Below are 23,007 nucleotides of genomic sequence, written 5' to 3' on the forward strand. Positions count from 1 at the left end.
CCCGGCCGCGCCCTCGCCGCGGGCGAGCGCCGCTGCGGGCCGGCTCGCGGGAAGGCGGTGCATTTCCGTCGTGCGTCCGCCGTCGTTTCCGCCCGCGGAAGGGAACGGGGAAGCGCCGGTCCTCTCCCGCGCACGGGAGAGGACCGGGCGCGGATCAGGGCGTCACTTGGCAGCTCAGGGTGAGCGTCACCGAGCCGTTCACGGGCAGGGCGGGAATCGCGACCCCGGTTCCGGACTGCAGCGCGGCGGCCAGGGCCGCGCCGCTCTCGGCCGGGCAGGCGGCGCCGTTGTTCGCCGCGCCGCAGGCCGCGGCGGCGCAGGCCAGCCCGGAGGTCGGCGTGTCGCGCACCGTCGCGCCGTTGGCCGCGCTCGGCCCGAGGTTGGTCACCACGATGCTGTAGTCGACGCGGGCGCCGGCGTTCACCTGGTCGTCGGCCGCATCCGCCGGGCCGGCCGACGGCGTGTTGGTCTTGGTGATCCGCAGATTGGCCTCGTTGGCCACGGTGAACGAGGCCGGCGGCGTTTCGCCGGTCTTCTCCTCGCCGGTGGTCGCCGAGCGGTAGCCGATCTCGGCGACGTTCTCGATCGCGGTGTCGTGGGCCACGTCCGGATCGATCGTGACCCGGAACTGCAGCCCGGTCGCCGAGGTCGCGGTCGGCGTGGGCGCCGGCGTCAGCGTGCCGCCGGCGCTTGCGTTGGCGCCGACGCCGGCGCGGAACACGATGCGGCGCTGGGCGGCGTCGTATTCGGCCTGGTCGTCGCCGGCGCCGTCGGTCTTGTTGCCCGCATTGGGCCCGTGGGCCACGACGATCGAACCGGGGACGTACGTCACCCCGGCCGGCAACGGATCGGTGACGACCACGATCTCCGCATCGTCGTTGCCGGTGTTGGCGACCGAAACGGTATAGGTGACCTCGTCGCCGGGACGGTACGGCGCGCCGTTCGCGTCGGTGGCGGACTTGCTGAAGTTGGTGACCACCTCCGGCTCGAACACGTCGGTGGCGATGGTCATGATGCCGGGGTAGTTGACGTCGGTGCCCGAGCCGCGGATGCGCGCCACCGCGCTGGTCGCGCCGTTCGGCAAGGCCGGGCTCGGCCGGAACACGTCGATGTCGATGCCGAGCGTGTTGTTGTAATCCGGCGTTCGCCCCGCGGTGACGTGCGCGCCGTTGACGCTGATCGTGCTGTTGTACATGTCCGCGACCGGATTCACCGCGTTGGACACCGCGTTCAAGCTGCCCGTATCCGCGCCGAACATCAGCGCGGACGCGCCGCCGGCGTCGTTCTGGCCGCGGTCGCCGTCGTAGGTCACCAGGCCCACGTCGCTGTTCACCGGCCCCGTCGGCGGCGTGTAGAAGCCGCTGATGCCGACGTCGATCGCCGGGTTGTCCGCGTTGGCGAGCTGGAAGCCGTCGAACACCGACAGGTTGCGCAGGGTCCCGTTCGGATCCTGGTAGGCGACGACCAGGGTCCAACCCGCCCAGAGGTCCGTGGCTCCGGTGGAGAGCGCCACGTCGGCGACCGTGTAGACGCCGCTGCCGCCTGCCGAGACCAGCGCGGTGACGTTGGCGAAGGACTGGTAATCCGTGCCGATGACATCGGTCGCGTTCGCCGCCACGGTGGTGTAGCCGCCGCTCGCGGGCGTCTGGAAACGCACGCTGCCGCGCGCGTTCGCCGGTCCGTTCTTGCCGGCCCAGTAGAGTCCGGCGAAGAGCACGGTGGAACCGGCGGGCAGATTCAACGTGGCGCGGCTGGAGTTACGGGTGGCGGGATCCGAATCCACGTCCACCGCGACCATGGTGAAGTTGTTGTTGCGGTTGTCGTTCGGGTTGGTGAGGCTGCCGTTCTGCGCCGTCGCGCAACTGGCGTTGCCCGGCGGGCAGGTCAGGCTGGTGTTGCCGATCAGCGCGATGTCGCCGCGCACGATCAGCGGCTGCGCCGCGGGCGCCGGGAAGCGCCGCGCGAAGGCGCGCTGCGCGAACGCCGGCGCGGCCGCCGCCCACGACGCCGCCAGCAGCAGGCACGCGACCGGCATGCGCCAACGCCGCCGGCGCGCGGCGGATTCGAGGTTCGTGTTCTGCAATGCGCTGCCGGACATCAGTATCTTCCTGCGAGGTTGAGGAACCAGCCCTTGTGGTCGTAATCGAAATCGGTGAGGTCGTCGCTGAAGTCGGTGAAGTTGTAGCCGACGCCCACCCGGAAGTTGCTGCCGATGTCGCGGTCGACGCCCACCAGGAAGCCCTTGCGGATGCCGCCGTCGGTCACTTCCAGCTGGCGGTACTCGGCCAGCGCGTGCCAGGCCCGGCCGAACTCGTAACGCACCTGGCCGGCCAGGAACGTGGCGGCCGACTCCGCCCACTGCCCGCTCAGGCGCCCGTAGCGCACCTCGCCCTCGCGCCGCATCAGCTTGCCGGCGTATTCCCAGCGGCCGTTCGCCGCGTACACCGCCTCCAGCGACAGCACCTGGCTGCGCTGGTCGTAGGTGGCGACGTTGTCGCCGACCTGCTGCAGCGCCGACACGTCGTACAGGTAGGTGTACTTGCCCAGCAGCGTCCAGCGCCGGCTGTCGACCGGCCGCCAGGCGAAGCCGAGATTGCCCTCGACGAACTTGGCCCCGGCCTGGGCCTGCAGCCGGTCCTCGGTCTCGGAGTAGTTGATCCGCGCGGCGATGCGGAAGCTCTCGCTGAGCTTGTGCATCAGCCGGTGGGTCGTGACCCACTGCTCGCGGCGCTCGGCGCCGCTGTCGCGCCGCCATTCCAGCTTGCTCTGCCACTGCGTGTCGGCCGAGGTGCGGCCGCCGCCGAAGCTGACCGCGTCGCGCTCGACCAGGCCGACGCTGTTGTCCAGCTCCGCGGTCTGCAGGGTGAAGCCGAGGTTCCAGCCCAGGCCGGGATAGAAGTCCATGCCGAAGGTGTGGGCGAGGCCGGACTCGTTCGGCGCCTTGAGGAACTGGCTCTCGTTGAACAGGTTGACCTGGTTGGACAGGCGCCAGCGCTGGCCGAGGGTCCAGCCCGGGTTGGCGCCGCGGTCGAACAGCGGGTCGTACTCGGTGGTGTCGGTCGAATAGGTGTAGGCGCCGTACAGCGTGTGCTCCGGCGACAACCGGTATTCGGCGTTCACCTGCGCCGCGTCGCCGCGGTCGCCGCCGGTGAGCTCGGCGCCGACCGAGGACAGGTCGCCGAACAGGTACTTGCCGCCCAGGGTGAGGGCGTCGTTGTCGGCATAGCGGCCGCCGTCGTCGTCGACGGTGAACTGCGCGGTGCCGTACAGCTCGAGGTTGGCGCCGAAGCGGTGCAGGTAGCGCAGCGCCGCGAGCGTGCCGACCGCGTCGAGCGCGTCCTGGTCCTCGTCGACCCGGCGCAGCTCGCCGCCGAGCATGTCGTTCTCGCCGATGCGCCATTCGCCGGTCAGCTGCGCCTGGGTCAGCGCCTCGGCGCCGCGCTCGGCGCGGCTGTAGCGCGAGTAGAGCTTGAAGCGGTCGCCGACCCAGCCCAGCAGCTCGGCGCCGCGCTCCTCGATCGCCATGCCCTGGTCGGCGCGCGCCACCGAGAAGCCGCCGTCCACGCGCCGCCACCAGGCCCCGGCCGACCAGTCGCGCCCGGTCCAGCCCAGCTCGCGCAGGTTGACCCGCGCCTCGGCGCTGTTCGCCTCGCCGGAACGCGCGCCCAGGCCCGAGTTGAGTTCGGTGAAGCTCAGGCCGCCGTTGTCGGAGAAGAACACCGGCACGCTGGTCGCGTCCGATTCGGCGTGCTCGAGCTTGAGGTAGGTGCCGCGCCCGGCCTGCAGGGTCAGGTCGGCGCCGCGCAGGCTGTAGTCCTCGCCGGCGCGGTTCTCGTCGACGTAGGTCGCGCCGAGCGCGACATGGTCGCCGAACCAGTGCTTGCCGCGGAGGCCCGCCGCCAGTTCGTCGGCGTCGAAGCCCGAGGGCACGTATTCGTAGTCGGCCAGCAGCACCTGCACGTAGCCGTCCAGCGGCGCGTCGCGGGTCAGGGTCGGAATGTTCTCGCGGGTGACCTGGGCCAGCGGCCGGGTCAGGATCACGCGGCCCTGCAGCTCGTCGATGTCGTAGTCGGCGCCGCGCAGCAGGTCGACGCGCTTCTCGGCGCGGCCGGTGGCGGCGTCGCGGATCTCCAGCACCAGCCGGTCGGAGCCGGGCAGCAGGTCGGTGTGCTTGAGGTAGTAGAGGCTGCCGCCGGTGCCGAGGAACTCGCTGTGGCCCGGGGCGCTCTGCGCCTCGGAGGCGAACCCGCGCAACTCGGTGGCCGGCTCGCCGAGCACGGTGTTGCGCTGCGAGCGCCACGCCAAGGCGCCGCCGTACAGCGCGCGCGAGTACTGGCCGTACTCGGTGCCGGTGAAGCCGGTGGCGAAGTTGCCCCACAGCGCCTGGTTCTTGTCCCAGTCGACGCGCACGTACAGCCGGCCCTGGGTGTCGACGTCGCGATAGGTGGTCGAGTCGTCGCCGTAGACGGGGTAGTACAGGTCCGGGTCGAGGCGGCGGAACACGTCCTGCGGGTCGGCGTCCCAGAAGCCGTTGAACAGTTCGCCGACCTCGCGCTCCTGGGTATCGGCCTGCGCGGTGATCAGGTACTTGCCCTTGACCTTGCCCTTCAGATAGAAGGCCAGGCGGCCTTCGACCAGGAAGCTGTCGTCGAAGCGGTCATCCGGCGCGAGCGGCTCCACCGAGCCGCCGACGCTGTTCTTCGAAGCGGTCACGTCGGCGAGCGCGACGGCGAACAGGTAGCGCCCGCTGACGTCGACGTCGAGCGTGCGCTCGAGCGTCTGCTGGTCGGCGCCGGTCAGCTCGACCCGGAACGGGTGGCGGCCGATCGGCACCAGGTACTCGGCGGCCAGCTTGCGCTCCAGGTCCAGCGGCTGGCTCTGGCCGTTGATGCGCAGCGAGTAGCCCTCCGGGATGTCGCGGCCGTGGATGCGTACGCGCGAGCCGTAGATCGGGATGTTCTGCTGGCGCAGGCCGTTGCCGCCGTAGGCGCTGTCGACCAGGCTTTGCCGCTGCGCCTGCTCGGTGGACCCGAACGCGGTGCCGAACTTGTCCTCGATCTGCGAGCGCAGGCGCTGCAGGCCGCGCTCGGCGTCCTCCGGGCGCACCAGCTGGATCCGCTGCGGGTAGGTCTCGTCGTACTGGGCGCCGTCCTTGCCGTAGGCGCGGACCACGTACTGCAGCTCGTCGCCCACGCGCGGCATCGCCTCGCGCGGCAGCGCGCCGTCCCACTCGGCCTCGATGGTGTTGCCGACCTGCAGCGGCACGGTGGCGACCGGGGTCACCAGGTCGGCGTCGCTGGCGCGGTAGAGCAGGATCTCGGCGCGGCCGATGAAGTCCGGGTAGTTGCTGTAGACGTAGAACCGCACCGGCTGGGCGATGCGCGCGCCGTCGAAGGCGACGAAGCTCGGCGCCGAGGCGTTGAGCTCGGGCTGGCCGAGCGCCGGATCCTCGGTCGCCCAGATCACGCCGCCGCCGGGCAGCTGCAGCGAGCGGGTCGCGATCGCGACCGCCTTGCCCGGCCGTTCCGCCGCCACCTCGACGCGGCGGTCGGGCTGCAGCGCCTGCGCGGTGGCGGCGTCGGCCGGCGTGCGCGGCGCGTCCTCGCCGCGGCTGCGCACGCGCACCAGCACGCCGCGCCCGGATCGGCACACGCCCTCGGCGCAGTCGATTTCCGCCCCGTCCCGCGGCGCCGGGCCGGCAGCGGACGGCGAGGGTTCCTGCGCCGCGGCCAGCGGCGCGCCGCCGGCGAGCAGGCAGATCAAGGTGTAGTCGAGCAGCTTCATCTTCATGGTCGTCCCCTTACCGGCCATGCGCGCCGACCGAAGCCGCCGGTCCGTCGCCGATGCCCACGCGCAGACGGCTGCGCGCCCCCGGACTCAATTCGGCCGCGATCGCGTCGAACACGGCCTTGGCGCGGCGCAACGCGAGCCCGGCGTTGTAGGCCTGCGCGCCGCGCCGGTCGGCGTAGCCGGTCACCGCGACCGCGCCGCCCTGCATGCGCTCGATCTCCGCCGCGATGCGCGCGATCAGCGGCGCGTACTCCGGCTTGATCCGCGTCGAATCGGTGTCGAACAGCACCGCGCCGAGCACCGGCGCCTCGCCGAGCGCGACCGAGGTGCTGTCCGGGTCGTCCGGCTCGGCGCGCAGTTCGACGCTCAGCGCCAGCGCGACCTCGCGCGGCAGGCGGTCGAGCAGCGCGTCGCGCAGCGCCAGCGCGCGCTCGTAGGCCAGCGCCTGGGAGGCGCCGTCGGCACCGATCACCACCTCGCCGCCGCCGTGCTGGCGCAGCTGCGCGGCCATCTCGTCCAGCACCGCGGCGTCCTCGGCGCGCAGCGCGGCGCTGCCGGAGTCGAACATCACCTCGCCCAGCTGCAGCTCCAGCGTGCGCCTGCCGCCCTCGACCAGGCCGGAGGGCAGTTGCACGCCGAAGTCGAAGCGCACCGGCAGGCCCGGGGTGATGCGGCGCAGGCGCGGGTTCTCGGTGGTGAACCTCGCGCCCGGCGGCAGCGTGGCCGGGTCGACCTTGAGGATGAAGTTGCGGCCGCGTTCCTCCGGCCCGCCGGCGACGCCCTCGAGGTGGTAGCGGCCGTAGCGGTCGGTCTCGATCAGCAGCCCCTCGACCGAGGCGATGCGCACCCCCGGGATGCCCGGCTCGGCGATGCCGGCGTTGCCGATCACGTAGTCGACGCGGTAGCCGCCCTCGACCCGGCTGATGCGGCGCTCGACGCGCGGCTCGGCCGCGGTCAGGCCCCGGGCCGCATCGCCGCTGCGTTCGATCCGCGTGGTGCCGGCGGCGTCCATGCGCAGGGTCAGGCCCTGCGCATTGGTCAGCACGAAGTCGCCGGTGAACTGCAGTTCGCGCAGCGTCTGGCTGATCGTCACCGCATGCGCCAGCGGCGGCTCGGCCTCGGACGAGCGGCCGTCGATGCGGCCGAGCTCGACGCCGTGCAGCAGCGGCGCGCTGGCGTCGGCCAGCGGGCGCGGGCCGTCGCCGCGGTCGATCGTGGTCGAATTCGGCAGGTACGCGCCCGGCGCGAAGCCGCCCTGCACGCGCACCTCGCCCAGGTGGGCGTCGTCCTGCCAGCCGTCGCCGTCGCGGTCGTCGTACACGGTGCCGACCACCAGCGACTCGTCGAGCAGCGGATCGCCGGCGAGGCGGACCTCGGCGCTGGCCTCGTTGGAGATCGTGCGGCCGCCGTCCTCGACGTGGGCGCGGTTGACGTGCAGGCCCGGGCGCACGCCGGCGCCGACCCGCAGCAGGTACTGCACGGTCGCGCGCTCGCCGGCGCGCACGTCGAGCCGGTCGACGCGGATCGGATGGGTGCCGGCCAGGCGCGCGACGCCGTCGGCGTCGGCCACGGTCAGCGAATCGGCGACATAGCTGAAGCCCGGCGGCGGCGTGTCGACCAGGGTCGCGTCGCTGACGTTGGCCGCGCCGACGTTCTCGATGCTCAGCGTGTACCGCACCAGGTCGCCGATCCTGGCTTCGCGCGGGCCTGCCTGCTTGACCACGCGCAGCTGCGCGGCGTCGGCGACGCGGTGGCGGGTCGTGCAGGTCGCGCAACCGGCGGCCTGGTTGCCGCCGCCGCCGCTGGCGACCACGGCGTTGCTGACGTCGCCGCTCGCGTCGGCGTTGACCACCGCCGGGTAGACGAACTGGTAGCGGCCGGGCACGGTCCCCTCGGGCAGGCGGCAGACGATGGCGCCGGCGTCGGCCGCGCAGCCCTCCGGCAACGCGCCGATGCTGAGGCCGGAGCCGGGCGTGTCGTTGAGCACCACCGGCTGCGTGGTGGCGGCGTTCGCTACCGTCACCGCCAGGGTGTAGGTGATGGTGTCGCCGATGCGGACTTCGGCGCCGTCGCCGGGACTGGCGGACTTGCTCGCCTCCACCACCGGCGCGGCGATCCGGTGCTCGGTGCTGCAGGCGTCGCAGATCGGCTCGCCGTTGCCGCCGCCGCTGGCGACGACGCGGTTGCCGATCGTGCCGCTCGCGCTCGCGCCCGCCGCGACCACGGTGGCGTAGCGGAATTCGTAGGTGCCGGGCAGCGCACCCGCCGCCAGCGTGCATTGCAGCGCGTCGCCGGCGATCGAGCAGGCGCCGCCGTCCGGCACGCTCGGGGTGCCGGCGAACGCATGCGCGCCGCTGAGGGTGTCGGTGAGCGCCACCGGCGCGGTGGTCGCCGAGTTCGCCACGGTCACGCGCAGGGTGTAGCCGATGGTGGCGCCGGCGTTGACGGTGGCGCCGCTGGCGGGATCCGAGGCCTTGGCGACGGTGACCACCGGCGCGACGATCGGATGCTCGGTGGTGCAGGCGCCGGCGCAGGTCGGCGCATCGTCGCCGGCGGGTACGACGGCGTTGCGCACCGCGCCGGTGGCGTCGGCGTTCACCGTGGCCGGGTAGACGAAGGTGTAGCGGCCGGGCAGCGCGCCGGCCGCGAGCGTGCAGGTCACCACCTGGCCCGAGCCGGCGCAGCCCGCCGGCAGCGCGCCGAGGCGCTGGTTCGCGCTCAGGGTGTCGGTGAGTACGACCGCGCCGGTGGTGGCCGAGTGGGCGACGTCGACCGCCAGGGTGTAGGTGATGGTGTCGCCGGGGCGCACCTCGCTGCCCGGGGCCGGGTCGGCGCTCTTGGAAACGGAGACCGCGGTCGCGACCACCGGGTGCTGCGTCGCGCAGGCGCCCGGGGCGCAGCTCGGGTGGTCGGCGCCGCTGGGCACGACCGCGTTGTCCACCGCGCGCGTGGCGTCGGCGTCCACCGTCGCCGGGTAGGCGAAGGTGTACGTGCCCGGCAGCGACCCCGCCGGCAGCGTGCAGGTCACCACCTGGCCGGAGGCGCTGCAACCGGCGGGCAGCGTGCCGAGGGTCTGGTTCGCGCTGAGCGTGTCGGTCAGCGTGACCGGCGCGGTGGTCGCCGAGTTCGCGACGGTCACCGACAGCGTGTAGGCGATGCTGTCGCCCGGCGCCACCTCGGTGCCGCTGGCCGGCGCGGAGGACTTCGCGACGGTCACCGCGGTCGGCACCACGGTGTGCGCGGTTGCGCAGCCGCCGGGCGCGCAGCCCGGCTCGTCGTCGCCGCTCGGGACGACGGCGTTGCCGAGCGCGCCGGTGGCGGCCGGATCGACCGCGGCGCGGTAGCGGAACGCGTACGTGCCCGGCAGTGCGCCGGCCGCCAGCGTGCACACCAGGGTGCTGCCCGACGGCGTGCAGGCGCCGCCCGCGGGCAGCACCGGCGCGCCGGCGAAGCGCTGTGCGCCGGTCAGGGTGTCGGTCAGGGTGACGATGCCGGTAGTAGCCGAATCCGCCACGGTCACCGTCAGCACGTATTCGATCTCCGTGCCCGGGTTCACCACCGCGCCGCTGCCCGGATTGGAGGCCTTGGCGACCGTGACCGCCGGCGGCACGATCGGGTGCGTGGTGCCGCAGGCGCCGCAGGTCGGATCGTCGCCGCCGCTCGGCACGACGGTGTTGCCGACGCTGCCCGTGGCCGCGTCGCCGATCCGGGTGCGGTAGCGGAACTCGTACGCGCCCGGCAGCGCGCCGGCCGCGAGCGTGCACACCAGGGCGGTGCCCGAGGGCGCGCAGCTGCCGCCGGCCGGGACCACCGGCGAGCCGACGTAGGTTTGCGCGCCGCTCAGCGTGTCGGTGAGCGTGACCGCGTCGGTGGTCGCGGAGTTGGCGACGTTCACCGTCAGCACGTACTCGATCTCGCTGCCCGGGTTCACCACCGCGCCGCTGCCCGGGTTCGAGGCCTTGTTCACCGTCACCGCGGAATCGGTGATGGTGTGCGTGGTGCCGCACGCGCCCGGCACGCAGGCCGGGTCGTCGTCGCCGCCCGGGACGACGTTGTTGCCCAGCGCGCCGGTCGCGGCCGGGTCGATGGCGGTGCGGTAGCGGAACTCGTACGTGCCCGGCAGCGCGCCGGCCGCCAGCGTGCACGCCATCGTCCTGCCCGACGGCGCGCAGGCGCCGCCCGCCGGCACCACCGGGGTGCCGGCGAAGGCCTGGGCGCCGGTCAGGGTATCGGTCAGGGTGACCACGCCGGTCGTCGCCGAGTTCGCGACGGTCACCGCCAGCACGTACTCGATCTGCGTGCCCGGGTTCACCACCGCGCCGCTGCCCGGGTTGGCGGTCTTGGCCACGGTCACCGCGGCCGGGACGACGGTGTGCGTGGTCGCGCACGCGCCCGGCGCGCAGCTCGGGGCGTCGCCGCCGCCGGGCACGACGTTGTTGCCCAGCGTGCCGGTCGCCGCGGCATCGACGCGGGTGCGGTAGCGGAATTCGTGCGCGCCCGGCAGCGCGCCGGCCGCCAGGGTGCACACCATGGCGTTGCCCGAGGGCGTGCAGCTGCCGCCGGCCGGCACCACCGGCGAGCCGGTGAAGGCCTGGGCGCCGGTCGGCGTATCGGTCAGCGTGACCGCGTCGGTGGTCGCCGAATGGGCGACGTTCACCGTCAGCACGTACTCGATCTCGCTGCCCGGATCGACCGCCGTGCCGCTGGCGGGAACCGAGGCCTTGGCCACGGTGACCGCCGTGGCGACGATCGGATGCCCGGTCCGGCAGGCATCGGCCGCGCACGTCGGCCGGTCGTCGCCGCCCGGCACCACGGCGTTGCCGATCGAGCCGGTCGCGGACGCCGCCACGGTGGTGGCGTAGCGGAACTCGTAGCGGCCCGGTGCGGAACCCGCCGCGAGCGTGCAGACCATCGTAGTGCCCGAGGGCGCGCAGCTGCCGCCGGCCGGGACCGTCGGCGTGCCGGCGAACGCCTGCGCGCCGCCCAGCGTGTCGGTCAGCGTGACCGCCGCGGTGGTGGCGGAGTGGGCGACGTCCACCGCCAGCGTGTACTCGATCGTCCGGCCGGGCTCGACGGTCGTGCCCGAGGCCGGATTCGAGGCCTTGGCCACCGTGACGGCGGGCGCGACCGGCGTGGTTTCGGCGCAGTCGTTGCCCGCGGCGGCGCAATCCACGTTCCTGGCCTGCACCGTGTTGTCGATGCTGGCCGCGCTCCCGGGCAGCGGATCGTCCACCCGCACCACGAACGCCAGGGTGCGGGTCTCGCCGGCGGGAATGTTGACCGTGGCGGTGTTGGTGCAGGCGCTGGCGGAGCAGGCGAAGTCGCCGCCGACGAAGCTCGTGTTCGCCGGCAGGGTGTCGGTCACGTCGCCCGGGAACAGCGTCGCCGCCAGGTCGCCGGCGGCATGGCGGACCGCGATGCGGTAGGTCAGCGTGTCGCCGGGGCGCACGCGCGCGCCGCCCGCGGGCGCGGCGCCATTGACCAGGGCGAGCGTCTTTTCGACCTGCAGCTGCGCCGGCTGCGGTTCGGCCGGGAACGCGCACGAGGCCAGGTCGCGGGCCTGGTTGCCGGCGGTGGCGGCCGCGGGCGTGAGCGTGCCGGAGGCCAGATCGAGCCGGTAGTACCGGCTCTGCGTGCCGCCTGCGCTGTTGTTGGCGACGTACAGGTCGCCGTCCGGACCGAACGCCACGCCGGCCCACTGGATCGAGCTCGGCACCCCGTTCAGCAGCGGCCGCTGCTGGCGCACCGCCACCAGCGGAGCGGCGTCGAAATCGATCTTGTACAGGTCCTGGCTGACGGTCAGCCAGCCGTTGCCCGCGGCGTCGAACGCGACGTCGCCGGAGCTGTAGACGTTGTTCGCGGGGGCAACGTCGAAGGCGAGGTTGCCGACCAGGCTGACCGTGTAACCGTAGGCTCCCGCCGCCGCCACTCGCCACACCCGCGGGGTGGCGTTGTCGCCGGCGACGAGGAAGCCGACGCCGTCCTGGCGCATGCCCGCGCGCGGCAGATCGGGCGCGGCGAACGCGGGCGCCGCGTGGTACCAGCCGCCGTTGCCGGGGTCGTACGCCCACAACTGGGCCATGCCGCCCTGGTAGCTGATGAACAGCAGCCGCCTGTTGGAGGGGTCGATCATCAGCGCGTTGAGGTTGCCGGGCACCGGCAGCGACAGCCCCGGCACCTGCGTTTCGCTGCCGCCGATGGCGTAGCGGTAGAAGTGGCCGGTGCCGCTCGGGTCCGATTGCCCGACGTTCCAGACGGTGTTCGCTTCGCAGAAGTCGAAGCTCGGCACCGATACGATCGGATCGCGGTCGGTCGCGCTGTCGTTGCCCGCGTCCGGATCGCTGACGCCGGACGGCGTCGCCACCGTGGCGGTGTTGACCGCGTTCTGCGCCCAGGCCTGCGGCGCGGCGAAGGCGGCGCACGCAAGAAGAAGCGCATGAGCGACGAAACGGCGGCCACAGGCCGCCAGACTCGTTTCGAGTTTGAGCACCACGCCGACTACCCCCTGGCGCGACCCCTCCGGGGCGGCGCTAGCAGACGTTCACGGATCCCGATCGGGGCAGTCGCGCGTTGGCGCCACGGCCCATGCCGCCGAAGGGCGTCGGCTCGAGCCAAGGAAGGCACGGCCGTCCCGATGACGGCGGCATGCGTCCTGGCCCGGCTGCCGACAAACCGCTACGGCGCGCACAGGCTAAATGTGAACTATGTCACAACTCAATCACGAAAACTCACCAAAACTCACCTTTTATTTCACCCGGCGGGCGCCCGGGCCGCCGTTTCGGCCGGTTCCGCCGCGTCGCGACGCCGATGACGGGCCGGCACCCCGGCTTGGGCCTGCCCCTTCCGCCAAGCGCAGGAATGCGGCGCGGGGCGGCGCGCGGACGAGGCCGCGCGGCGCGTCGGGGCGCCGCTGCACTTCGGGCCGGGCGCAAAACGGACGAAGGCCCGGCGGGTGCCGGGCCTTCGCCTGCGCCGTGGGCCGCGCCGCGCTCAGGTCTCGTACGCGGACTCGCCGTGCGAGGTGATGTCCAGGCCCTCGCGCTCGGCGTCCTCGCTGACCCGCAGGCCGACCGTGTACTTGACGATCAGGAACGCGATCAGCGCGACGCCGCCGGACAGCGCCACCGTCACCAGCACGCCCTGCAACTGGATCCACACCTGCGCGGCGATGCTGTAGTCCGGCAGCGCGGTCTCGGTGACGTAGTCCCAGATGCCCGCGCCGCCCAGCGCCGGCGCGGCGAACACGCCGGTCAGCAGCGCGCCGACGATGCCGCCGACGCCGTGCACGCCGAACACGTCGAGCGCATCGTCGGCGCCGAGCAGGCGCTTCAGGCCGTTCACGCCCCACACGCATGCCGCGCCGGCGATCGCGCCGATCGCCAGCGCGCCGCACAGGCCGACGAAGCCGGCCGCCGGGGTGATCGCGACCAGCCCCGCGACCGCGCCCGAGGCGGCGCCGAGCATCGACGGCTTGCCCTTGCCGATCCACTCCACCGCGGTCCAGCCCAGCACCGCCGCGGCGGTGGCGAGGAAGGTGTTGACGAAGGCCTGCGCCGCCACCGCGTTGGCCTCCAGCGCCGAGCCGGCGTTGAAGCCGAACCAGCCGACCCACAGGATCGACGCGCCGATCATCGTCAGCGTGAGGTTGTGCGGCTTGATCGCCTCGCGCCCGTAGCCGACGCGCTTGCCGGTCATGTACGCGCCGACCAGCCCGGCCACCGCGGCGTTGATGTGCACCACGGTGCCGCCGGCGAAGTCGAGCGCGCCCTTGGCGAACAGGAACCCGGACTGGGCCAGCACGCCCGGCACCGCCTCGTTGCTGGCGAACGCGTCCGGCCCCGGGAAGAACCACACCATGTGCGCCATCGGCGTGTAGGCGAAGGTGAACCAGAGCACGGTGAACAGCAGCACGCCGGCGAACTTCGCCCGCTCGGCGAACGCGCCGACGATCAGCGCGCAGGTGATGCAGGCGAACGCGCCCTGGAACGCGAAGAACGCCAGCTCCGGCACGTACACGCCCTTGCTGAACGTCGCCGCCATCGCGCCGGCGTCCAGCCCCCGGGCGAACAGCCGGTCCCAGCCGCCGATGAAGGCGTTGCCGGCGGTGAAGGCCAGCGAGTAGCCGTACAGCGCCCACAGCACCGCCACCAGCGAGAACACCAGCAGGCACTGCATCAGCACCGACAGCACGTTCTTGCTGCGCACCAGGCCGCCGTAGAACAGCGCCAGCCCCGGCAGGGTCATGAAGATCACCAGCGCGGCGCAGACCAGCAGCCAGGCGAGGTCGCCCTTGTCGGCGGCGGGCGGCGCGGCCGCGGTCTGCGCCAGGGCGGGAAAGGCGCCGAGCAGGGCGGCCGCGGCGATGCCCGCCCCGGCCGCCCTCCCCCGCCGCCGCGCCGCGCGGGCGGCCGCGGTGCGAGGCCCCGCTGCCCGCGTCGCGGAGGGCGCGGCTGCTCGTTCCTTCGCGGCGGCGTAGGCGGGTCCTCGTCCCTGCCCCCGCGTCGCCGGCGATGCGGCCCCTCGCGCGGCCCGGCGGTCGCGGGGGAAGGCGGGGATGAGGGCTTCCGCCGATGTCCCGCTCGCGCGGGCTTCGATCGTCTTCGTGTTCATATCGAATCTCGCTGTCGGGTTCACAGGGCGTCGTCGTCGAGCTCGCCGGTGCGGATGCGCACCGTGCGCTCCAGCGGCTGGACGAAGATCTTTCCGTCGCCCACCTTGCCGGTGCGCGCGGCGTTGCTCAGCGCCTCGAGCGCGGTGTCGAGCAGCGATTCGGGCACCGCGCACTCGACCTTGAGCTTGGGCAGGAAGTCGACGACGTACTCGGCGCCGCGGTACAGCTCGGTATGGCCCTTCTGCCGGCCGAAGCCCTTGACCTCGGTGACGGTGACGCCGGACACGCCCGCCTCGGTGAGCGCCTCGCGCACCTCGTCGAGCTTGAACGGGCGGATGATCGCGGTGATCAGTTTCATCTGGCTGCTCCGGGGAGTGGATGGGCGGGCATCGCTCAGAACCCCTTGCTCACGGTCAGCACCACGGTGTCCTCGCCGAGGAAGTTGCCGTGCGCGTTGGTGTAGCGGGCCTCGTCGGCGTCCGTGCCGGTGTAGGCCAGCGCGACCGCGAAGCCGTTGTCGAAGGACCGGGTCGCGCCGAGCTTCCAGTCGGCGTATCCGAAGTCCTCGTTGTTCTCGACCCACTGCTTGCCGGCGCGGGCGTTGAGGGTCCAGCCGGGGGCGAATTCCCAGTTGGCGGCGAGGTCGAGGTAGCCGCTGCCGCCGGAGTCGGCGTAGCCGAACAGGTCGGTGAGGGCGTAGGAGTACTTGAGCGCGAACACGCCGGCGCTGAGGCCGAGGTAGAGCTCGGCGGTGTCGGGGCTGTTGAAGCCGGCGGGATAGTCGCCGGGATACCAGTAGTACAGCGCGCCGACGTCGAAGCCGACCGCGCCGGAGAGCCTGCCGCGATAGCCGGCGTAGGCGTCGAGTTCCAGGCTGTTGGAGATCCGCGCCCCCGGCGACGACGCGTCGGACAGCCAGCTGACGTTGCTGCCCCAGGCGCCGGCGTAGAAGCCGCTATCGGCGGCGTATTCCAGGCCGCCCTGCAGGGCCGGTGCCTGGTTGGTCTGGGAGAGGCCGCGGAAGACGTAGTCGCTGGTGACGGCCAGCGAGCCGGTGGTGGTTCCGGCGTGCGCGGCGGCCGTTCCCAGGCCGGCGAGCACGAGGACGGCGAGCGTAGGACGGCAGCGGTGGACGGCGTTTCGAGACGACATGACGCAGGCTCCTCATAAGCGGTGGCCCCTCCCCGGTCATTGCTTCGTGCTCTGTCGCGCGGGCGCTTCCGTTCTGCCTGCCCGCGGTGTCTCCGGGGCGCGGCCGCCCGGCGGCGGGCGCGTACCCGTCGATTCGCTTACCTCGTGGTGGTGGTGTCGTCGCACCCTCCCCCGCGTGCGCAGGGGAGGACGGCAATGGCGGCGCCGCGGCCCGGCGCCTCCGCGCGGCCCTCCCCGTCGCCGGGAAGGGCGTGCCGCGGGTCAGATCGTGTAGTACAGCTGGTATTCGAGCGGGTGCGTCGCCGCGCGGAACGCGGTGACTTCCTTCATCTTCAGCGCGATGTAGCCGTCGATGAAGTCGTCGGTGAACACGCCGCCGGCCTTGAGGAACTCGCGGTCCTGGTCCAGCGCCTCGAGCGCCTGGTCCAGCGAGTGGCACACGGTCGGGATGTTCTTCTCCTCTTCCGGCGGCAGGTCGTACAGGTCCTTGTCGCTCGGCGCGCCCGGGTCGATCTGGTTCTTGATGCCGTCCAGGCCGGCCATCATCAGCGCGGCGAAGGTCAGGTAGCCGGACTGCATCGGGTCGGGGAAGCGGATCTCGATGCGGCGCGCCTTCGGGTTGGCCACGTACGGGATGCGGCAGCTCGCCGAGCGGTTGCGCGCCGAGTAGGCCAGCATCACCGGCGCTTCGAAGCCCGGCACCAGGCGCTTGTAGCTGTTGGTGGTGGAGTTGGCGAAGGCGTTGATCGCGCGGGCGTGCTTGAAGATGCCGCCGATGTACCACAGCGCCGTCTGCGACAGGCCGCCGTAGCCGTCGCCGGAGAACAGGTTCTGCCCGCCCTTGGCCAGCGACTGGTGCACGTGCATGCCGCTGCCGTTGTCGCCGACCAGCGGCTTGGGCATGAAGGTCGCGGTCTTGCCGTTGCGGAAGGCGACGTTCTTAATGATGTACTTCATCGTCAGCAGCTCGTCGGCCTTGGCGACCAGCGAGTTGAACCTGGTGCCGATCTCGCACTGGCCGGCGTTGGCGACCTCGTGGTGATGCACCTCGACCTCGATGCCGACCTGCTCCAGCGTCTTGCACATCTCCGCGCGCAGGTCGTGCAGCGAATCCAGCGGCGCCACCGGGAAGTAGCCGCCCTTCACGCCCGGGCGGTAGCCGGTGTTGCCGCCCTCGTACTCGCGGCCCGAGTTCCAGTGCGCCTCTTCCGAGTCGATGTGGAAGAAGGTGTGGCCCATCTCGTTGGCGTAGCGCACCGAGTCGAAGATGAAGAACTCCGGCTCCGGGCCGAAGAACGCCTGGTCGGCGATGCCGCTGGACTTCAGGTAGGCCTCGGCGCGCTTGGCCACGCCGCGCGGATCGCGCGAATACGCCTGCATGGTGGCCGGGTCGAGGATGTCGCAGGTCAGCACCAGGGTCGGATCGGCGGTGAACGGATCCAGGAACGCGGTGCTCGCGTCCGGCAGCAGGATCATGTCGGACTCGTTGATGCCCTTCCAGCCGGCGATCGAGGAGCCGTCGAACATCTTGCCGTCCTCGAACAGGCCGGGCTCGATGATCGACTTGGGGAAGGTGACGTGGTGCTGCACGCCGCGCATGTCGGCGAAGCGCAGGTCGACGAATTCGACCTTGTGGTCACGGATGAGCTTTTCGACGTTTTCGAGCGACATGGAGAAGTCCGGTTGGAGTGCGGGGATGGCGGGGTTGGCGTTGCGGTGAAGCGCCGCGACGGCTCCTCCGAAGCAGCTTCCGTGCCAAGCCCCGGCATCCGGCAAGCGATTGATTTGCTTGAGCTCGCGTGGCGCGCCGCCGGAGGTTTGCACCAGGCCGGTGCGGAATCCGCGCGAACGCACCGTGATGGAGCGTGCGACCGCATCGGCTATGCTGCGCCGCCGAATCGCTTCCGCCCGATCCGAACGCCATGACCGATCTGCTCGCCGCGCTGCTGCTCGGCATCATCGAAGGCCTGACCGAGTTCCTGCCGATCTCCAGCACCGGCCACCTGCTGATCGCCCAGCATTGGCTCGGCGCGCGCCCGGACTTCTTCAACATCGTGATCCAGGCCGGCGCGATCCTCGCGGTGACCCTGGCCTTGCGCCCGCGGTTGTGGGCGCTGGCCACCGGCTGGCGGGCGCCGGAGCAGCGCGACTACCTGGCCAAGGTGGTGGTCGCGTTCCTGGTCACCGCGCTGGTCGGCCTGCCGGTGCGCTGGGCGGGCTGGGAGCTGCCGGAGACGGTGACGCCGATCGCCTGGGCGCTGATGCTGGGCGGCGTGTGGATGCTGGTGGCCGAGCGCTGGGCCGAGCGCCGCGGCGACCGCGCCGAAGTGACCTGGACGGTGGCGGTGCTGGTCGGCCTGGCGCAGGTGGTGGCGGGGGTGTTCCCCGGCACCTCGCGCTCGGCCGCGGCGATCTTCATGGCGATGCTGGCCGGCACCAGCCGGCGCGAGTCGGCGGCCGAGTTCGTGTTCCTGGTCGGCATCCCGACCATGTTCGCCGCCAGCGGCTACGCCTTCCTCGAACTGGTCGGGGAAGGCGCGGTCGGGCGGCAGCCCTGGGGCGAGGTCGCGGTGGCCTTCGCCGCGGCGACGGTGACCGGCTTCGCCGTGGTCCGCTGGCTGCTGGGCTACATCAAGCGCCACCGCTTCACCGGCTTCGCCGTGTACCGGATCGCGTTCGGCGCGCTCCTGCTGTTGCTGATGCCGCCGGGGAGCTGAGCCCGGCGCCGCGAGGGATTCGGCCCCGCCCCTTGCCGGGCGGTCCGGCGGCGCGTGCCCGCGCGGCGCCGCGGAAGCCCTGTATTCGCCGCCGCGCCCCGCGAGACGTGCCGTCCGCGCGCGAGCCGGGCGCGCAACGGCCGGGGCTCGATGTCGGCGGCCGAGCCGGCGCCGGGGAGGCGGGAACGATGCGGGGAAGCGGGAACGCGGGGCCCGTCGCGGCGCTCGCCGTTCCCGGGTTCGTTCCCGCGCCGGGGGTTGCTATCGTCTGGTGCCGGCGGTGCCACGGCGCCGCGCAGGCGAATCCGTTCGGCCAAGGAGCGTGCGATGAAACGACTGCCGTTGCTGGTGCTGCCTCTCGTCCTGGGCGCCTGCGCCCGGCCCGTTACCGGCGATGCGCCTTCCGCGCCGCCCGCTGCCGTCGAATCCGCGGCGCCGCGGCCGGCGCTCGAGGCCTATCGCTGGCAACTGCGCGACGCGCGCGACGCCCGGGGCCGGCGCCTCGAGGCCCTGTTCGCCGATCCTGCGCGGCCGCTGCGGCTGGACTTCGGCGCCGGCCGTATCGCCGTGGCCAACGCCTGCAACCGCATCGGCGGCGCGTACCGGCTCGACCGCGATCGCCTGCGCATCGAGCGCCTGCAGTCGACGCTGATGGCCTGCGCCGATCCGAAGCTGGGCGCGCTGGATCGCGAGATCGCCGGCCGCCTCGAAGCGGCGCCGCGGTTCGCGCTCGCCGGCGGCGAACCGCCGACCCTGACCCTGACCACGCCGGCCGGCGAGACGCTGCGGTTCCAGGGCGAGGCCACGCCCGAGACCCGCTACGGCGGGCCGGGCGACACCGTGTTCCTCGAGGTCGCGGCGCAGCGCCAGCCCTGCCCGCATCCGCTGATCCGCGACATGCAGTGCCTGCGCGTACGCGAGCTGCAGCACGACGCGCAGGGCCTGCGGCGCGGCGCCGGGGAATGGGCGCCGCTGTACCAGGAGATCGAGGGCTACGCGCACCAGCCGGGCGTGCGCAACGTGCTGCGGGTCAAGCGCTACCGCGTGCCGGACCCGCCGGCGGACGCGCCGGACGTGGCCTACGTGCTCGACCTGGTGGTCGAAAGCGAGATCGAGCGCTAGCCGGGCGGCACCGCCTCCACGCCGCGCGCGGCCGTTCGTCCGCACCGCCCGGCCTGCCGGGCACGGCGGCGCGGTCGACTTGGCGGCGCACCGGACTGGCAGCCATAGCGACGCGGCGGCCGGGACGCGATGCGGAGGCCCCGGGATCCCGCACGAGCGCGCGGCGGCTTCCCGCGGCCGCGGTGCGGCCGCCAATCACCGGCGGGTTCGCGCTGCCCGGCAAACACCGCCCGGCAGGCCGTCGCCGGCTCAGCCCTGCACCGCCGGATTGAGCGAGTAGGTGCCGTAGATCGCCGCCTCGGCGAGCACGTGGCCGTGCATCGCCCGCAGCGCGTCGGCGGCGGTGAAGCGCTCCGGCAGGTCCAGGCGCGCCACGTCCAGCGCGAACAGGCGGAAGAAGTAGCGGTGCGGGCGCAGGTCGTTCGGCGGCGGGAACGGGCCGTCGTAGCCGAGCCAGTCGCCGGCCAGGTCCGGGTTGCCGGCGAACCAGCCGGTGTAGTCGTTCAGCCCCTGGCGCGCGCCGGCCGGGCCGGACGGCTCGCGCTTGCCGTGCGCGACCACGCCGTCGCTGCAGCTGCCGGCGGCGATCTCGCGCACCCCGGCCGGGATGTCGACCATCGCCCAGTGGGTGAACTCGGTGCGCGGCTGCTCGACCGGGATCTGCACGTCGGGCTGGCCGACCATCTCCGGCACGGTCGGCACGTCCGGGTCGATGCACAGCAGCGCGAACGAGCGCGTGCCCTCCGGCACCTCGCTCCAGGCCAGGTGCGGATTGCGGTTCGGCGCGAAGCCGACGCCGTCGGCGGTGGCCTGCCCGCCGGCGAACTCGGCCGGCAGGCGCTGGCGGTGCTGGAAGCTGTCGCTGCGGATCTGCATCTGTGTCTCCCATGAAGCAGGAACGAGGGGAGGAACGGGAACGAGAGAGAACGGCGCTGCGCGTTTCTTCCCGCGTTTTCGGCCCTGGGATCGCCGAAGCGGTGGCCCGAACCCCGGGCTCCCCCGGCCCGCCCATCCTACCCGCCCCGGACCAAGCCGGACGAGGAAGCACGCGCGGCGGGGAAGGACGGTCGCGGTCGATGCCGAGCGCGATCGAGGCGTCGAGCGCGCCGCGTCCGCTGGCATCCAAGACTCCTCCCGCTATTCGTACTTCGTTTCCGGCGCTCTTCCGCGGGCGGAATCGGCTGCGCACGGCGACGGGTTTCGCCCGCGGCCCGGCGCCTCTACGCCGGGTAGCCCAGCCGCTGCGCCACCGGCGCCAGCAGGGCGAAGGCCTCGCGCAGCGGCTCGGCATAGGCGCGCCAGCGACCCGCGGCCAGGCGCGGCGGGCCGAACAGCGGCGCCGGCGCCGGCGCGACGCGGACCTGCAGCGCCTCGCCGATCGCCTGGGCGATGCCCGCCGGATCCTGGGCGATCTCGTCGAGCCGCAGCAGCCGATGCGGGAACAGGTCCCGCTCGTGCAGTTCGGCGACCTGCCCCAGCACCTTCGCCAGCCAGGCCGCGCCGGCCTCCGGCGAGGCCAGCGCATACGGCACCGGGCTGCCGAATGCGAGCCAGTCCAGCAGCATGTCGCGCGGGTCGCGCAACGCGACCATCAGCACCGCCTCGGGCAGGTGCGGCCGCAGGCCCAGCAGCAACGCGTTGTCCCACCACAGCAGCCAGTCGAAGACGGCGCCGTCGCGCACGCCGCGGGCCGGCAGCGCCGCGCGCCACAGGTTGACCACGTAGGCCGGGTCGAGCGAGCCGTCGAGCAACCCGGGCACCGTGGTGTAGCGCTGCAGCGGATCGTTCGGCGGCTGCGGGCCGAGGCGGTCGGCGCGCAGCGGCGCGCCGGCCTGGTCGAAGGTCACCGCCAGGCGCTCGACCAGCGAGCCCGGGGCGCCCCACAGCAGCAGCACGCCCGGCGCCGCCTCCGGCCGCGGCGCGAGTTCCGGCCACTGCGCGATCGCGTCGCTCTGCGGCGGCAGCGGCAGGCGCTGGTCGACCACCTCGGCGTGCAGCTCGGCCCAGGTCGCGGCGGCCGCCTCCGGCTGGCCGGCGATGTCGAAGCAACGGCCGAGCAGCTGCCGCAGCGAACGCTTCACGTTCGGGTCCGGCGCGCGCGCGAGCAGGCTCTCCACGCGCAGCACCGCGGCGTCCGGGTCGCGCGCGAGCAGGCCGTCGAGCACGCGCAGTTCGGCCTGGGCGTGGCCGGGCTGCAGCTCGGTGATGCGCTGCGCGACCGCCTCGGCCTGGTCGTGCTCGCCGGCGTGGTCGTGGAGGGTGGTCTGCGCTTCCAGCGCCGGCACGTAGTCCGGCATCGCCGCCTGCCAGCGCGCGACCACCGCGCGCGCCGAGTCGCCGGCGAACGGCTCGAACACCAGCCGCGCGCGCCACAGGTCGTCGGATTCGGGGTGCCGCTCCAGCGCCGCATCGAGCGTGCTGCGCGCTTCCTCCGCCAGGCCGAGCCGGCGCCAGGCCTCGAGCAGGGCAAGCACGGTGCGGCGATCCAGCGGCTGCTCGGCGAACGCCTGGCGCAGCAGCTGCAGCGCGCGCTCGTTGCGGCCGGCCTCCAGCTCCAGCTCGCCGACCAGGCGGCGCATCGCCGGGGTGACGCCTTCGCCTTCGAGCAGCGGCGCCAGCTCGTCGGCCGCTTCGGCCGGGCGGCCCTGGCGGCGCACCAGGTCGGCGATCAGCGCGCGCAGCGGGCGCGAGCCCGGGTCGCGCTCGAGCAGGCCGCGGAACGCCTGTTCGGCGAACGCGAAATGGCCCTTGGCGAGGTAGGCGAAGCCGAGCGCGTGGCGCAGCTGCGGCTCGTCGGGCGCGCGCTCGGCGGCGCGGGCCAGGATCGCCAGCGCGCGGTCGGCCTCGCCCCGGCGCAGCGCCAGCGTGCCTTCCAGCGCGGCGACGTGCGGGTGCTCGGGGGCGATGCGCGCGGCGGTGCGGGTCAGGCGCTCGGCCTCGGCCAGGTCCTGGCGCGCGATCGCCAGGTGCGCCTGGATGACGTAGGCGGGGAACTGGTTCGGGTCCAGGCCGGTCGCGCGCGCCAGCGCGGCCTCGGCCTCGCTGAGCTTGCGTTCGGCCAGCAGCAGGCCGGCGCGCTCGAGGTGCAGGTCGGCGTCGTCCGGCGCCAGGCCCAGGGCCTGGTCCAGCGCCGCCAGCGCGGCCTCGCGCTCGCCGTTCAGGCGCAGCGCCGCCGCGTGCAGGCGGTGCGCGGTCGCGTCCTGCGGCTGCGCGGCCACCGCCTCGCGCGCCGCGGCCAGCGCTTCGAGGGCGGCGCCGCGGCGCAGGGCGTCGAGAATCGGTTCGTACATGGGGCGGCTCGGCGTTCGGGCGAAACCGCGATTGTAGCGGCGGCGCCCGCGCGGACGCCGCATCGCTTCTCGCCGGTCCGGGCGAGGGGCGGATCAGGAGCCGTCCAACGGGGTCAGCAGGCGCGGGCCCGCGCCGACCGGGTAGCGCGCCAATCGCCGCGCGCCAGCGCGCGGCGCGCGTATTCCGGCGCGCGCGTGGTAAGCGCGCGATTGCGCGGGGGCATGCGCGAAATCCGCGCCGAACAGCGCCTGCAGGTAGCACCGCTGTGCATCCGGGTCGCCTGCCGCCGCTGCCGCATCGGTCGCGGCGAAGTAGTCGCGCGGG

General features: G+C 73.3%; 11 protein-coding genes. 2 read left to right on the forward strand and 9 right to left on the reverse strand.

All coding sequences use genetic code 11. The annotated features are described in order from the left end of the window. Window positions 1-154 precede the first annotated feature (154 nt). From EDC50_RS09375 to glnA, 7 genes are all read right to left on the reverse strand, one after another. Entirely contained in the window at window positions 155-2,098 is a 1,944-nt protein-coding gene (locus tag EDC50_RS09375; RefSeq protein WP_123770202.1) for a COG1361 family protein, read from the reverse strand. Further along, on the reverse strand, window positions 2,098-5,790 hold the full coding sequence (locus tag EDC50_RS09380; protein ID WP_199742137.1) for a hypothetical protein: 3,693 nt from the start codon (window positions 5,788-5,790) through the stop codon (window positions 2,098-2,100). Before EDC50_RS09380 ends, EDC50_RS09375 begins: the two co-directional genes overlap by 1 nt. Before the next feature lie 10 nt (window positions 5,791-5,800). Continuing rightward, a complete protein-coding gene (locus EDC50_RS09385) occupies window positions 5,801-12,280 on the reverse strand; it encodes a DUF7927 domain-containing protein (protein ID WP_147674837.1) in 6,480 nt (2,159 codons plus the stop codon). Between the two features lie 500 nt (window positions 12,281-12,780). Next, on the reverse strand, window positions 12,781-14,154 hold the full coding sequence (amt, locus tag EDC50_RS09390) for an ammonium transporter (protein ID WP_199742139.1): 1,374 nt from the start codon (window positions 14,152-14,154) through the stop codon (window positions 12,781-12,783). Window positions 14,155-14,420: 266 nt separating this feature from the next. After that, window positions 14,421-14,759, reverse strand: coding sequence for a P-II family nitrogen regulator (locus tag EDC50_RS09395; RefSeq protein ID WP_123770205.1), 339 nt, complete (start codon window positions 14,757-14,759; stop codon window positions 14,421-14,423). A 35-nt stretch (window positions 14,760-14,794) separates the two neighbouring features. Next, window positions 14,795-15,553: a TorF family putative porin gene (locus EDC50_RS09400; RefSeq protein WP_123770206.1), complete on the reverse strand. Its 759-nt coding sequence runs from the start codon at window positions 15,551-15,553 to the stop codon at window positions 14,795-14,797. Window positions 15,554-15,814: 261 nt separating this feature from the next. Next, window positions 15,815-17,224 (reverse strand): type I glutamate--ammonia ligase, encoded by a 1,410-nt coding sequence (gene glnA, locus EDC50_RS09405; protein WP_123770207.1) that lies wholly within the window; start codon window positions 17,222-17,224, stop codon window positions 15,815-15,817. A gap of 251 nt (window positions 17,225-17,475) precedes the next feature. On the opposite strand from glnA, the gene EDC50_RS09410 reads away from it, so the two are divergent. Both EDC50_RS09410 and EDC50_RS09415 read left to right on the forward strand, forming a co-directional pair. Beyond that, on the forward strand, window positions 17,476-18,270 hold the full coding sequence (locus EDC50_RS09410; protein WP_123770208.1) for an undecaprenyl-diphosphate phosphatase: 795 nt from the start codon (window positions 17,476-17,478) through the stop codon (window positions 18,268-18,270). Window positions 18,271-18,597: 327 nt separating this feature from the next. Beyond that, on the forward strand, window positions 18,598-19,392 hold the full coding sequence (locus EDC50_RS09415) for an META and DUF4377 domain-containing protein (RefSeq protein WP_123770209.1): 795 nt from the start codon (window positions 18,598-18,600) through the stop codon (window positions 19,390-19,392). A 249-nt stretch (window positions 19,393-19,641) separates the two neighbouring features. Here the strand turns inward: EDC50_RS09415 and EDC50_RS09420 are convergent, their stop codons facing one another. Together EDC50_RS09420 and EDC50_RS09425 are read right to left on the reverse strand one after the other, a co-directional pair. Continuing rightward, window positions 19,642-20,268, reverse strand: coding sequence for a YbhB/YbcL family Raf kinase inhibitor-like protein (locus EDC50_RS09420; protein ID WP_123770210.1), 627 nt, complete (start codon window positions 20,266-20,268; stop codon window positions 19,642-19,644). A 344-nt stretch (window positions 20,269-20,612) separates the two neighbouring features. Beyond that, window positions 20,613-22,682: a tetratricopeptide repeat protein gene (locus tag EDC50_RS09425; RefSeq protein ID WP_123770211.1), complete on the reverse strand. Its 2,070-nt coding sequence runs from the start codon at window positions 22,680-22,682 to the stop codon at window positions 20,613-20,615. Between the last annotated feature and the right edge of the window lie 325 nt (window positions 22,683-23,007).

Origin of the sequence: Vulcaniibacterium tengchongense (genome assembly GCF_003814555.1) — a bacterium.
GTDB classification, from domain to species: domain Bacteria; phylum Pseudomonadota; class Gammaproteobacteria; order Xanthomonadales; family Xanthomonadaceae; genus Vulcaniibacterium; species Vulcaniibacterium tengchongense.